This window comes from Microbacterium pratiae, assembly GCF_047302165.1.
In the GTDB taxonomy this organism is placed as follows: Bacteria; Actinomycetota; Actinomycetes; order Actinomycetales; family Microbacteriaceae; genus Microbacterium.
Map to the genome: position 1 here is coordinate 613696 of NZ_CP154843.1, position 12695 is coordinate 626390.

Genomic DNA, 12695 nt, shown 5'->3' on the forward strand with positions numbered 1-12695 from the left:
GAACCGGTCAGTCGTCGCTTCCGCTGCCGTTCCCGCTTCCTCCGCCGTTCCCGCCGCCGTTCCCGTTCTGGCTGGGGTTCGGAGAGGGCGCGGTCTGGATGGTGGCGGCCGCCTCGGGGGAGGCGGGCGACGTGCGGTCACCGTTCTCGCCGGCGCAGGTGACGGTGTACGTCACCGAGAGGGCTCCGGAGTCGCCGACGGTGACGGGCGCGGGGCGCTGGTTGAGGCTGAAGCTCGACGTGGTCTGGCCGTTGGCGAAGGTTCCGCCCGACACCGTGAAGCGGTACTCCGACGGCGTCAGGCCGGCGGGGCACGAGTAGCTCGACCACATGACCTGAACCGTCGAGCCGGCGGTCACGCTGGTGACGGTCTGGCCGTTGGACTGGATCGTCGGAGCGGCGGGGGCGTTGAGCGGGCTCTGCTCCGCGTACGACGTGAGGGTCACCGAATCGGTGGGCTGCACGTTGCCGAGCGGCACCACCTCGTACACCTGGCCGACCTGGTCCTCGCTGGGCGCGGCGTTGCCGGGGGCGCAGGTCACGTTCTCGAGGCCGGCCCGTTCGGCGACGGCGAGGGCGTCTTCGCACGAGCGGCCGACGAGGCCGAGGTCGTCGACGTTGATCGACGCCGGAGTACTCGGGCTCGGCGGCGTGGACGGGGTGTTCTCCGGAGTGGAGGGTGCCGCGTTGGTCGGAGTCGACGGATCGGGCTCGGGGTCTCCGCCGCCGGAGAGCAGGGCGAACAGCGTGCCACCGAGAACGATGACGAGCAGGGCGATGAGCGCGACCAGCGGCCAGGTCCACCGGCTCCGCTTGCGCTTCGGGGTCTCGGCGAGGTTCTCGTCCGCGGCTGCGGCGTCGGGGGCAGCGCCCACCGCGCCGGCTGCTGCCAGCCCGGCACCTGCGGCGGCGGCTCCGGCCGGGAGCAGCAGCGTCGCGGTGTCGCCTCCCTCGGCGGGAAGCAGCTGCGTGACATCGCTCGTACCCGCGCCGGCCGCGATCGCCGGAACAGCGGCGTGAGCGGCGGCCAGGTCGCCGCGACGCAGCGCGGATGCCGCGCGCGCGACGGCCGATGCGGAGGCCGGACGGTCGTCGGGCTTCTTGGCGATCATCGCGAGGATGAGCCTCTGCACCGGGTCGGAGACGGTCGCGGGGAGCGGCGGGGGCTGCTCGTTGATCTGCGCCATGGCGATCGCGACCTGCGACTCACCCGTGAACGGACGCTTTCCCGCGACGGATTCGTACGCGACGATGCCGAGCGAGTAGATGTCGGTCGCGGGGGATGCCGGGTGCCCGGAGGCCTGCTCGGGGGAGAGGTACTGCACCGTGCCCATGACCTGACCGGTCGCGGTGAGCGGAACCTGGTCGGCGATACGGGCGATGCCGAAGTCGGTGATCTTCACACGGCCGTCGGGCGTGATGAGCAGGTTGCCGGGCTTGATGTCGCGGTGCACGAGGCCAGCCGCGTGCGCCGCCTGCAGAGCCGAGGCGGTCTGGGCGACGATGTCGAGCGTCTTGTCCGACGACAGCGAGCCTTCGCGCTCGAGGATCGTGGACAGCGCCTCGCCGGGAACGAGCTCCATCACGAGGAACGCGCTGCCGTTCTCCTCGCCGTAGTCGAAGACGCTCGCGATGCCTTCATGGTTCACGAGTGCGGCGTGGCGGGCCTCGGCGCGGAAGCGCTCGAGGAACCCGGGGTCGCCCATGTACTCGTCTTTGAGGATCTTGATCGCGACGGTGCGGCCGATGACGTGGTCGGTGGCTTCCCACACCTCGCCCATACCGCCGATCGCGATCCGCGAATCCAGTTCGTAACGCCCGCCGAAGCTCACGCCTTGCATGGGTCTCATCTGTTCAGCACCGCCTCGATAACCTTCTTCGCAATGGGGGCTGCGATCCCGCTGCTCGTCCCGGCCTGCCCCTGGCCGCCCCCGTTCTCGACCATCACTGTGACGGCCACCTGGGGGTTGTCCGCCGGCGCGAAGCCGGTGAACCACAACGTGTACGGATCGCCTGGACCGTGCTCCGCAGTGCCCGTTTTTCCGGCGACATCGACGCCGTCTATTCTTGCACCGCTCGCCGCACCGTCACTCACATTGGCCACCATGAGGGTCCGCATCTGCTCGGCGACGTCCTTGCTCAGGGCGCGGCCGAACTCGCTCGGCTCGAACTTCTCCTGCACCGTCAGATCGGGTGCCACGACGGAGTCGAGGAGCTGCGGCTTCATCACCATTCCGCCGTTCGCGATGCCCGCGGAGACCTGGTTGATCTGCAGCGGCGTCGCGGTGACGTCGCCCTGCCCGAAGCCGGAGAGCGCCGTACGGGCGTCGTTCAGTCCGCGGGGGTACTCGGATGCGGCGGCCGGGAGCGGGATCTCCATCTCGCTGTTGAAGCCGAACTTCTCGGCCTCTTCGCGGATGGCGTCGTCTCCGAGCTCGACGGCGAGCTCGGCCATCGGGATGTTGCAGCTGAGTCGGAGCGCGGTCGCGAGGGTGACCGTGTCGCCGGGGCCGCACGTGCCGAGGTCGAAGTTATGGAGCGTGTTGCTCGTACCGGGGATCGTCCAGGTCGCGGGGTTCGGGAACGTCGACTCGGGCGTGTACTTTCCCGAGGACAGCGCGGCGGAGGTCACGACGAGCTTGAACGTCGACCCTGGCGGGTTGAGGTCACCGCCGATGGCGCGGTTGAACAGCGGTTTGAGCGGATCGGCTGCGAGCTCGTCGTACGCGGCGTTGACACCGGCGGAGTCGTGCGATGCCAGCAGGTTGGTGTCGAAGCTCGGACTCGTCACCATCGCGAGGATGCGTCCGGTGGACGGGTCGCTCGCGATGACGGCGCCTTCGTACCCCTGCAGGGCGTCGAACGCGGCCTGCTGGATCTGGGGGTCGATCGTGAGCAGCACGTTCGACCCGCGCGCGGGTGCACCCGAGATGATCTGCTCCAGGCGGGCGAGGAACTGCGTGTCGTCGGTTCCCGAGAGCGACTGGTTCATGATCTGCTCGATCCCTGATGCAGGTGAGCCGAGCACGGGGTTGATCCAGCCCGTGATCGGCGCCCACATGGCGGCATCCGTGTACTGGCGCTGCCACGAGTAGATGTCGCCGCTCGGCACGGATGCCGCCACGACCGAGCCGCCCGCGATGATCGACCCGCGCTGCACCTCGAACGAGTCGTACAGCGTTCGCCGGTTGCCCGGGTTCTCGTTCAGCGCCTGGGCCTGGATCACCTGGATCCAGCTGGTCGAGATGAACAGCGCGAGGAACATCGCCAGCATCACGAAGCTGAGGCGCCGCAGTTCCTTGGTCATCCGATCACCACCCGGGGTCGAGAGCGAACCGCATCCGAGATGCGGAGGAGGAGGGCCACGATGATCCAGTTGGCCACGAGGGACGAGCCGCCGGCAGCCAGGAACGGCGTGGTCAGGCCCGTGAGGGGGATGACGCGCGTCACACCGCCGACCATGATGAACACCTGCAGGGCGATCGTGAACGACAGGCCGGTCGCGAGCAGCTTGCCGAAGTCGTCCTGACCGGCGAGACCGATGCGCACGCCGCGGCTCGTGAACACCATGTAGAGGCACAGCAGGGCGAAGAGGCCGATGAGGCCCAGCTCCTCGCCGAGGCTCGGGAAGATGTAGTCGCTCTGCGAGAGCGGCGTCATCCACGGGCGGCCCTGACCGAGCCCCGTGCCGATGAACCCGCCCTTCGCGAGACCGTAGAGGCCGTTGACGAGCTGGAAGCTGCCGCCGGCGGCATCGACGTTCGCCGGATCGAACGGGTTCAGCCAGTTCTGGAATCGTCCCTTGACGTATGGGAGCACCTGCGAGGCGATCGCACCGCCGGCCACCACGAGGCTCAGGCCGATCATGACCCAGCTGGTCTTGCCGGTCGCGACGTACAGCATCGCGATGAACATGCCGAAGATCAGGGTTCCGGTACCGAGGTCGCGCTGGAGCACGATGATCCCGAGCGAGATCACCCAGATGACCAGCACCGGGCCGAGCTCGCGAGCGCGCGGCCAGGTCACACCGAGGAAACGGGTGCCGACGGACGTGAGTGATTCTCGAGTGCGCACCAGGTACCCGGCGAAGAAGATCGCCAGGGCGATCTTCGCCAGCTCTCCCGGCTGGAACGAGACGATGCCGCCGATCGAGACCCAGACGTCGGCGCCGGCCTCGACACCCAGGCCGGGGATGAACGGCAGGAGCAGCAGGGCGATGCCGGCGAACCCGAAGACGTAGGTGTACCGGAACAGCACCCGGTAATTGCGCAGGGCGATGACCACGATGAGGGCGGCCACGAGGGCGATCGCGCACCAGACGATCTGACGCACGGCCAGCATGTCCCAGCCTTCGGATGTGCCCTCGAGGTCGATCCGGTAGATCATGGCGATGCCGATGCCCGACAGCAGCGTCGCGATCGGGACGACGAAGGGATCGGCGTCGCGCGCCCGCAGGCGCAGCACCACGTGGATCGCCAACGCGAGCGCATCGAGCACGGCGCAGTAGATCAGGAACGACGAGTCGATCGCACCGTTCTTCCCGAGCTGAACGAGCGCGAGCGCGGCGGCGTTGATGGTGAACGCGAAGAGCAGCAAGCCGAGCTCGCGGTTGCGCTGCGTCTGCGGCATCCGCAGCTTGCGCAGCGCCTTGATGACCGAGGTGTCGGCCGAGACGGCGGTGCCGGTCACGATGATCCTCCGTCCACGCGCAGGTTCTCGACGATGGCTCGTGCATCCGCGAGGGAGTCGGCCGTGATGGTCTGCTCCACGAGCTGCAGCTGATACGGCGCCAGGTCGTCGAGGGCGATCCCGGTGTCTTCCTCGGGGGAGGAGAGCGAGATCGGCCCGATGCTCGGCGGGATGCCGCGGTAGATCACGACCGTGTCTTCGTCGACGCCCACGAAGTAGCGGGTCTGCGTCCAGCTGTAGGCGCCGAACAGCACGACGCCGATCGCCGCGAGGATGACGATGAAACCGGCGAACCAGGCGAGTCGGCGGCGTCGTGCGCGGCGGCGGTCCTCCTCGATGAGCTCCTCGAGGAACTCGGCGGCCGGCTCGAAGTGCGTGGGCTCGTTCGCAGCCTGCCGAGCAGGATGCAGCCAGCTGCTGCGCTGCGGACGCGCTGCGGGCACCTCGATGCCGAGCGGGTGCGACGCCGAGCCGACGACGGTCGGCGGTCCGCTGAAGAGGGGGTGCTGACCGCCGACGTCGACGATGACGATCGTGACGTTGTCGGGAGCGCCGCCGTCGAGGGCCTGCTTGAGGAGGCTGTCGGCGGTGCGACCCGGGGCCCAGCCATGCCCGAGCGCCTTCGCGGTGTGCGCGTCGTCGACGACCCCCGACAGTCCGTCGGAACACAGCAGCCACCGGTCACCGGGCTGCGTGGGCATGATGAACGTGTCGATCTCGGGATCGGGGTCCATGTCGCCGAGCACCCGCATCAGCACCGAGCGGCGCGGGTGATACCGGGCCTCCTCCGGGGTGATGCGACCCGAGTCGACCAGACGCTGCACGAACGTGTGGTCCGTGGTGATCTGGGTGAGCGTCCCGTCGCGGAAGAGGTACAGACGCGAGTCGCCGATGTGCGCGATCACGGCGTATTCGTCGACCATGACGAGCGCGCTGACGGTCGTGCCCATGCCGGCGAGCTCGGGGCGCACCTTGACGGTACTGATCAGTTCGGCTGCCGTGTCTGCCAGCGCCTCACGGAGTGCGGCTTCTGCCTCGGTGGTCGACGAGAACGCGTGGTCGAGGCTCTCGAGCCGCCGCACCGCGAGGCTCGACGCGACGTCACCGCCGGCGTGACCGCCCATGCCGTCGGCGACGACGAACAGGTTCGAGCCGCAGAAGCCCGAGTCCTGGTTGTTCGAGCGCACCTTCCCGGTATGCGAGATGGCGGCGCTGGAGCCCTGGAAAACCATGCGTGCGGGCTACTTCCGCAGTTCGAACGTCGTCGCGCCGACCTTGATCGGCGCTCCCACGACGACCGGAACCGGAGAAGCGACGCGCTCGCCGTCATGCCACGTGCCGTTGGTCGAGTCGAGATCCTGGATCATCCACTGGTTGCCCCACAGCACGAGACGCGCGTGGTGGCTCGACGTGTAGTCGTCGCGGATGACGAGACCCGACTCGCTGGAGCGGCCGATGGTCAGCGGCTCGGAGCCGAGCGGAAGCTCGAGACCGGCCTTGGGTCCGCTGGTGATGACGATGCGCGACACGGCGTCGGTCGTCGCCTTGCCGCCCTTGCCTGCCGGCGCGGGCGTGCCGACGGCGCCGACCGCTGCGGTCGCGGCATCCGGAGACGACGTGGGCGGCCGCGTGACTGAGGGGCTCGCCGCGGGCGCGGCACCGGCGGCGGCCGGCTCGGGGAGCTTGCGCACCTTCACGCCGAACAGGTCGGCGCGCAGCGAGTACACGACGGCGAAGACGAAGAACCACAGCAGGACCAGGAAGCCGATCTGCAGCAGCAGGAGGGTGAGCGGACTCATCGGGCCTCACCTCGGGTGTCGTACATGCGGGTCGCGTCGGCAGCCGACATCCGGGGGCGCGCGGGAGCCTGAGCCTGCGGAACGACACGGAAGACGATGTCGGTGCGACCGATCCGCACGACGCCGTCTGATGGCAGGGCGGCCTCGCTGACCCGCGCGCCGTTGAGCTGGGTGCCGTTCGTGGAACCGAGGTCGCGCACCATGGCGCGCTCGCCGTCCCAGAGGATCTCGACGTGCTTCCGGCTGGTTCCGGCATCCGGGATGGTGATGTCGGCGTCGCTACCGCGTCCGATGACGGTGCGCGCAGCAACAACCGGATGCCGCGTCCCGTCGATGTCGAGCACGGCCTGCCACGACACGCGGGTGCCCGCATCCGAGTTGGAGTCGACGCGCACCGTGCCCGTCGAGAGCTGCGGATCGTCCTGCAAGGAGACCGAGACGGCACCCGAGAACGAGTAGCCCTGAGCCTTCGCGTGCTTCTCGACCAGGCCGCGGAGTTCGTCGAGGAGGGCAGGTCCGATGGCGTTCATGCGCTCGGCGTCGTTGTCGGAGAGGCGCACCGTGAAGGCGTTCGGAACAAGGATGCGGTCGCGGCTGACGACCGCTGCCTTCTTGTCGAGTTCGCTGCGGAGGGCCGAGGCGATCTCCACCGGCTGGACGCCGCTGCGGAAGGTCTTGGCGAAGGCGCCGTTGACGGCACGCTCGAGACCCTTCTCGAAGCTGTCAAGTAGTCCCACTGGGCTCCTCAGGCAGGCGGATGGTTGCTTCATCGTAGTCAGCGAGGCTGAACGGAGCATGCATTGGGCCTCGGATCGCGGCTCAGGGGCCGCCGGTGGCGTGATATCCTCGGGAAGTTGAGTTCGTGGAAACACGGTCTCGCGCGAGTGGCGGAATAGGTAGACGCGCTGGCTTCAGGTGCCAGTGCCCGCAAGGGCGTGGGGGTTCAAGTCCCCCCTCGCGCACAGTGAGACGAAGGCCTCCGACCGGGAAACCGGCGGAGGCCTTCGGCGTTCGTGCGGGTCTGGCATGCTCGATCGGCCCGGACGTCGGTGGGCCTGCTCGATGCGGGTTTCGGTGGGGCCCGGCGGCGTCTTCAAGACGACTTTCGGCTCAAGGTGCGCCGGCTCGACCGTCTGACAGGTAGGGAGCGCGTCTTGATTGAAACGCTGCAGAATCTCGACGCCCGCCAGGTGAATATCGTCAGTCTCACCGAGCCAATGGACGACACGACGTCGCCGATGGGCCGCGCGCTGGTTGGGATCGTGGCGGTCTTCGCGCAGTTGCGCGTGGGCGCAATCGGAGAAAACACGCAACGTGGCCTCGAGTATGCCCGCGCGCATGGCCCCGTCGGTGGTCAGCCAAACGTCATGACACCCGAGCGCGTCGCTGCGGCGCAGAGGCTGCGCGCGGAGAACCATAGTTGGGAGAGTATCGGCCGCATTGTCGGTGTCGGAGCCGCGACCGTCAGACGGGCGCCCGCGCAGACGATCACCCCAATCCACGTTTCTGGGGCGGCCGCGCGCAACGGCGGGGCCGACACGACAGCAAGGCTGACGTCCACATCTGAACCATGCGCAGCGGGTGCTAGCCCACAGCGGGCACCGACCAGTCGATCACCTGCCCCGCTGTATCCGAGACGATTAGCAGGTCGCGATCAGAGCAATCGTTCGTGGCGTGCATGGTGACGACGTGGCGATCCGAATGACGGCGGACGGCGCGGGTCCCGGTCTCCTTGAACTCGGCCCAGTCGGTGGCGCGCTGATTCACCCGTCGGAGTCCGACCACCGATGCGGTCCAGTTCGCATCTGCCATGTACGCCGCGTCGCCGCGCCGCAACGCTGCTGCGCCCACCGACGCATAGGTATCTACGGATACGGCGAACTTGACGACCATATCGATTGCTAACGGAATCCAGAGGCTCGAGACCTGGTGAGAAGCATCGTGAGCGGCGCGGTGGCGCTCTCTGATGAAAGACTCAAGATCTTGTTGCGGATCTCCCGGAGCCAGCCCGATCCGACTGCTCAGCGCAGCGACCGAGGGCCAGGGCTTGTCGACGTGAAATGCACGCAGGATCCCTGCGTAGTCATCGGCACCCATGTTGCTCCCGGGCCACATCCAGGTCAGGGAGGAGAGGTTCACCGCGCCACTGACGGCGGAGAGGCTCTCGCCAATAGATTGGACGAAGAGCCGAACGTCGGGGGCCTGCATGCGGCGGGCGCGAGAGGCCGCAACGTTCAGGAGATTGCGTGTCGCCTGCTTCTGTACCCGGTCTGGTAGGTCCGCGAAATGAAGCGCTCCCTGATTGACGAACGCCGTGATCTCAGCGAGGCGCCCCTCGACGAAGGTCTCGAGCAGGTTGAACGCGCTGACTGCGATCCCGCGCCGCAAAATCTCACCCGCCGGGTCCGACGCGCGCACTTCAGTCGATAATGAAGCGGCCCTCAGCCCTTCAATCCCGCGCGTGAGGGCTTCCCGCGCCTTCGACGTCATCGTGGATTCATCCGACGACCTGCGAGATTGCATCTCGCAGCTGCTCAACACGGAATCGCAGTCGCGTCGGAGTGTTCGTCGCTTGCCGGACCGCCTCCTCAAATTCCGGCTGCTTGAAGAGCTGATTAGTGCTAGCGCGGACCCTGGACGCCGCGGCAATCAATTCGTCCTGCCGGCTCGCGCCTACTTCGGAGATAGCGATCATTTGCGCATCGAATAGGCCGGCCAATGCCTGGTCGCGTCCGGGCCACTTAAAAGCCTCAACTCCCCAAACAGCCTCCGCGACCGTGATGCAACTATCGAATCGACGCTCGAACTGCTGAAGTTCATGCGCCCCGGGCTCGCGATTATCTGACATGTAGGAGTCGAGTGTGATGCGGATGTCGCCGCTGAAATTGTGCCAGCGGTCCGCGAGAGCGAAGAAGCGCAAAACGAACTCGGCATCGGTCATCTTGCGATATGCCGGACTGGAAGGGGGAACGACCTTGAACTGATTCCTCAGGAATCGGTTCTCGGCGAGAGAGTAAATCAGATCATTCAGCGATCCGCGGTATGCGACATTGCGAATCTCCTGCGCATTCAGAATCTCGCCGCCTGTATTGAGGCGGAGGAACACTTCGTGCTTCAGTCCCTCGTCGGACTGTCGTAGTAACGTTGTGACGCGGAGATTCTTCATCCCGAGCGAGTTGCGGACACCTTCAGGCATTGTCGAGTAGCGGAGCCCGTTTAGTGACGGCAGGCGCGTGAGGTTTCGGAGGACGAGCCGATCACTGAAGAACGCTTCAATTGCGGTCAGCCTCTGCTTCCCGTCGATAACCGCGTAGCGTCCGATTCGTCCCTCATCCTCTGCGAGGTAGACCGGGGGGACCGGGATGTTGACGAGGAAGGACTCAATGACCGACGACTGCTTGTCCGGCGTCCACCGATCCCGACGTTGAAACTTTGGCGAGACGTCGATGGCGCCTGACTGGACAAGTTGGGCCAGTGACACCAGCCCCTGGTCTGCGATCTCAAGCACAGCCGCTCGTTGAGCCGCTAGATAATCCACCTCGAGTTCGCTGGCACTCGCCATGCGCGTCTCCGTTCGTTGTCGAATCGCGTGTGGGCGAGCTTACTGGACGGGTAGCGTGGGCTGTGTCACGACTACCGCCGGTGACGTCACCTACTCACCGCTCACCCGAAGCGTCGCTCGTCAGTTTGTGTAGTTGTGTTGGCGATTGGTGCGCCGTGTGGCGCTGCGCCCCGGCGTTTCGTGTCGAGGTCGACCCACGTCTCCGCGCATCGATCATCAAGACGGCGTCGATCAGCTCGGGTGTTGCGCTCGTAGGAGCCCGCCCACACCCGCCGGTCCGCGCGAGGGTGTCGGTTCGGTCGTCCGCGATTCTTCGATAATGGGGGAGACTTCGTGGCAGTACCTCACCCCCGAGCACATGCGGACAGTGCGATGTCGGGGAGTACGTCGGCGCGAAGCCGTCATCGCTTCGGCCGGAATCCATCTCCCGGCTGGGGGCGCCCTCATCGTAAGACGGGCAGCGACTCAAGTCTGGTTCGTGGTGGGTTTCGGCGCACTTCTGATCCTGTGAGTCGCGACCCTCGGCGGGGCCATGCGCCAGAGGGCCTCGAAGTGGCGGGTCGCGGAGCGGATCGCCTGACGTCGACCTGCGCTGTTGGAGCCGGTGTGCTCTCTCGAATGCGGAAGTGGTAGCGAATCCGTATCTGACATGCCGTCGATGATCGGCGTCTCTCGTGCTCGCGCCGACGCAGTTGTCGAGGTTGAGGGCCTTGCGGGAGGACCAGCGAACGCGATCGATATCCTCGGGTGAGACGAAACACGGGCACCGCGTGGCGTCCTATCGCTCGATCACGCGGATGGGAGCGATCTTGACGAGAATTTTCTTAAACCCTGCGAGGTCAAAGGTCACGTGCGCAACCGCCTTCGATCCTTCCCCAGTCACTTCAGATACGCGGCCATGCCCAAATTGCTCGTGCTCGATCTCGTCGCCGGGCCGCAGCGTGAACGTGTTGTTGCGGACCCTGCTCGACGGCGGCTGCCATCCGAGATCGAATGCCGATTCGGGTGCCTTCCTCAGCACAAGCGAATTGACGGATAGAAGGATCTCCTCGAGCATCTCGTTGACGTCTCGCCTAGGAGTCGCACTCGACCGCTCCCACTGCTTGGCACGCTCAACGGCGTCGTGGAGGGCAGGCCATGCCTGCTCAAACAGGATCCGATGTGCCGTCTCACCTGGGGCGGTCGTGCTCTCGTTCAGGATGCGTGCACAGAGCTTCACGAGGGAGTCGCGTGAGGTACCGATGACATTCTGAAATTGGCTGAGCGGCGGGTCGAGCTCGGCGCGGTCGACATCGACCAGGATGGGGATGACACTCCCCGCAGTAGTCTTGCTGGCGAGCGCACCGGCTTCGAATAGCAGCCAGGGTGAGCGCTGATTCGTGTGCGTGACGAGCAAGATCCCCAACTCAGCGTCGTCTAGGCCGGAGTTGATAGCGGCGAGGAACCGCTCTCCGGGAGCGATGTCAGCGTCGGATAGGAACGTGCTGACGTGGCCCGCGAACGCTGTGTCAAGGAACAGTTTGAGTGCGTAGCCGAGCTCCCGGGTTTGTTCGCCCGACCAGCTGATGAACACCTGCATAAACCGCACCTGCCGTCTTAGTTCGTGGAGCGACAGCGTATCGGTTCAGCGCGCGGCTTGCCCAAGCTAGCGGATGAGGTGCTTCGGATCATCATCGCTTCTCGCTGCTAGGGCCGCAGCTGCGCTAGCGGTGATCGGCGTATACCCACGATTCTTCGACTCTGCTGCAAGCACCACGAGGAGAAGGGGCGTGCCTGCAGGGCAACGCTGTTCTGGAGCCTCTGGCGGCACAATGAGGGCATGCCATCCCACCGCCACGATGATGACGAGATCCGGGCGAAGTGGCTCGAGTATGCGGCCGCGGTAGATCGTCTCGCCGAGCGGATTCGCGACCCGAATGACTTTGGAGTCCTTCCGGGCAGTTCGCTTGCAGAAGACGACAAGCGACTGCACCCATTCGAGTTGTCGCAGGCCGTGCGCCATCTTATTAACGCTGCAGTCGATCAGCTGCATGGCGTCAAGACACTCGTCGTCGTCGCGCGTACTGAACATCTTGCAGTCGGGTTCACTCTTGCGCGGGCTGCCATCGAGAACACTGCTACTGCCCTCTGGATGCTGGGGCCTCCGCGACGCGACGAGCGCTTCGAGCGTGTGCTGCGCTGGCACGTTCGCAACTACCAGGACGAGGATGGCACCGTTGGCCACCTGGTCGGTGACGCTGCGAGGGATAACATCCAGACCGTGCTGAGCGTCGCCGATAGCCTCGGCCTCGAGCGCGAACAGGTGGCAAGGGGCTACAGAATCACCACACCCATCGACGGCGCAAAGCCCTTCACTAACATGGATGTTCGCTTCGAATGGTCTGTGGCATCCGGGTTTGCTCATGGCCGACCGTGGGCCTATCAGGGGCTGCTGAAGCGGACAAGGTTGACGGTCGCGAACGGCCACGACCTCGAAGAGCTGATGCCGCGAACCGAGCTATCGCTCTGGCTTCCCCTGCAAGCGCTTCACCTGCTCGGTGAGCTGCTCCGGATGCGCGAGCTCCGTGCCGGTTACATGCCCTCCGCGCCCCCACCGCCCTAGGTGAGTAGTTTGATGGAATAAACTTCCCAGGATTGGGGTCACCC

General features: G+C 66.2%; 11 protein-coding genes and 1 tRNA gene. 3 read left to right on the forward strand and 9 right to left on the reverse strand.

Annotated features, from left to right (window positions below):
• Positions 1 to 7: 7 nt before the first annotated feature.
• From AA0Y20_RS02915 to AA0Y20_RS02940, 6 genes are read right to left on the reverse strand one after another with little or no spacing between them, the layout of a single operon-like run.
• Positions 8 to 1849 (reverse strand): protein kinase domain-containing protein, encoded by a 1842-nt coding sequence (locus AA0Y20_RS02915; protein WP_412937308.1) that lies wholly within the window; start codon positions 1847 to 1849, stop codon positions 8 to 10.
• Entirely contained in the window at positions 1846 to 3306 is a 1461-nt protein-coding gene (locus tag AA0Y20_RS02920; RefSeq protein WP_412937310.1) for a peptidoglycan D,D-transpeptidase FtsI family protein, read from the reverse strand. Before AA0Y20_RS02920 ends, AA0Y20_RS02915 begins: the two co-directional genes overlap by 4 nt.
• Positions 3303 to 4628 carry an FtsW/RodA/SpoVE family cell cycle protein gene (locus tag AA0Y20_RS02925; protein WP_412939691.1) on the reverse strand — a complete coding sequence of 442 codons (1326 nt, stop codon included), beginning with the start codon at positions 4626 to 4628 and terminating at the stop codon, positions 3303 to 3305. The genes AA0Y20_RS02920 and AA0Y20_RS02925 overlap by 4 nt, the downstream gene beginning before the upstream one ends.
• A 56-nt stretch (positions 4629 to 4684) precedes the next feature.
• Positions 4685 to 5920 carry a PP2C family protein-serine/threonine phosphatase gene (locus tag AA0Y20_RS02930; RefSeq protein WP_412937311.1) on the reverse strand — a complete coding sequence of 412 codons (1236 nt, stop codon included), beginning with the start codon at positions 5918 to 5920 and terminating at the stop codon, positions 4685 to 4687.
• 9 nt (positions 5921 to 5929) lie between these two features.
• Entirely contained in the window at positions 5930 to 6487 is a 558-nt protein-coding gene (locus tag AA0Y20_RS02935; RefSeq protein WP_114598255.1) for an FHA domain-containing protein, read from the reverse strand.
• The gene (locus AA0Y20_RS02940; protein ID WP_412937313.1) at positions 6484 to 7224 is read right to left on the reverse strand and encodes an FhaA domain-containing protein; all 741 of its coding nucleotides are present in this window, start codon (positions 7222 to 7224) and stop codon (positions 6484 to 6486) included. The genes AA0Y20_RS02935 and AA0Y20_RS02940 overlap by 4 nt, the downstream gene beginning before the upstream one ends.
• A gap of 141 nt (positions 7225 to 7365) precedes the next feature.
• On the opposite strand from AA0Y20_RS02940, the gene AA0Y20_RS02945 reads away from it, so the two are divergent.
• Together AA0Y20_RS02945 and AA0Y20_RS02950 are read left to right on the forward strand one after the other, a co-directional pair.
• Positions 7366 to 7449: transfer RNA gene (locus AA0Y20_RS02945), tRNA-Leu, on the forward strand.
• Positions 7450 to 7602: 153 nt separating this feature from the next.
• Positions 7603 to 8172 (forward strand): recombinase family protein, encoded by a 570-nt coding sequence (locus AA0Y20_RS02950; RefSeq protein ID WP_412939692.1) that lies wholly within the window; start codon positions 7603 to 7605, stop codon positions 8170 to 8172.
• Here the strand turns inward: AA0Y20_RS02950 and AA0Y20_RS02955 are convergent.
• From AA0Y20_RS02955 to AA0Y20_RS02965, 3 genes are all read right to left on the reverse strand, one after another.
• On the reverse strand, positions 8072 to 8977 hold the full coding sequence (locus AA0Y20_RS02955; RefSeq protein ID WP_412937314.1) for a hypothetical protein: 906 nt from the start codon (positions 8975 to 8977) through the stop codon (positions 8072 to 8074). The genes AA0Y20_RS02950 and AA0Y20_RS02955 overlap by 101 nt on opposite strands.
• 7 nt (positions 8978 to 8984) lie before the next feature.
• On the reverse strand, positions 8985 to 10049 hold the full coding sequence (locus AA0Y20_RS02960) for a DUF262 domain-containing protein (RefSeq protein WP_412937316.1): 1065 nt from the start codon (positions 10047 to 10049) through the stop codon (positions 8985 to 8987).
• A gap of 778 nt (positions 10050 to 10827) precedes the next feature.
• Positions 10828 to 11628, reverse strand: coding sequence for a toll/interleukin-1 receptor domain-containing protein (locus AA0Y20_RS02965; RefSeq protein ID WP_412937318.1), 801 nt, complete (start codon positions 11626 to 11628; stop codon positions 10828 to 10830).
• Positions 11629 to 11868: 240 nt separating this feature from the next.
• Between AA0Y20_RS02965 and AA0Y20_RS02970 the strand changes: the two genes are divergently transcribed.
• Entirely contained in the window at positions 11869 to 12651 is a 783-nt protein-coding gene (locus tag AA0Y20_RS02970) for a hypothetical protein (RefSeq protein WP_412937320.1), read from the forward strand.
• Positions 12652 to 12695: the final 44 nt, after the last annotated feature.

What these genes read in the sequence shown, in the direction of transcription:
- AA0Y20_RS02930 (WP_412937311.1), bottom strand. Translation starts at nt 5,920, where the DNA reads ATGGTTTTCCAGGGCTCCAGCGCCGCCATCTCGCATACCGGGAAGGTG.
- AA0Y20_RS02920 (WP_412937310.1), bottom strand. Translation starts at nt 3,306, where the DNA reads ATGACCAAGGAACTGCGGCGCCTCAGCTTCGTGATGCTGGCGATGTTC.
- AA0Y20_RS02925 (WP_412939691.1), bottom strand. Translation starts at nt 4,628, where the DNA reads ATGCCGCAGACGCAGCGCAACCGCGAGCTCGGCTTGCTGCTCTTCGCG.
- AA0Y20_RS02965 (WP_412937318.1), bottom strand. Translation starts at nt 11,628, where the DNA reads ATGCAGGTGTTCATCAGCTGGTCGGGCGAACAAACCCGGGAGCTCGGC.
- AA0Y20_RS02955 (WP_412937314.1), bottom strand. Translation starts at nt 8,977, where the DNA reads ATGACGTCGAAGGCGCGGGAAGCCCTCACGCGCGGGATTGAAGGGCTG.
- AA0Y20_RS02915 (WP_412937308.1), bottom strand. Translation starts at nt 1,849, where the DNA reads ATGAGACCCATGCAAGGCGTGAGCTTCGGCGGGCGTTACGAACTGGAT.
- AA0Y20_RS02935 (WP_114598255.1), bottom strand. Translation starts at nt 6,487, where the DNA reads ATGAGTCCGCTCACCCTCCTGCTGCTGCAGATCGGCTTCCTGGTCCTG.
- AA0Y20_RS02970 (WP_412937320.1), top strand. Translation starts at nt 11,869, where the DNA reads ATGCCATCCCACCGCCACGATGATGACGAGATCCGGGCGAAGTGGCTC.
- AA0Y20_RS02960 (WP_412937316.1), bottom strand. Translation starts at nt 10,049, where the DNA reads ATGGCGAGTGCCAGCGAACTCGAGGTGGATTATCTAGCGGCTCAACGA.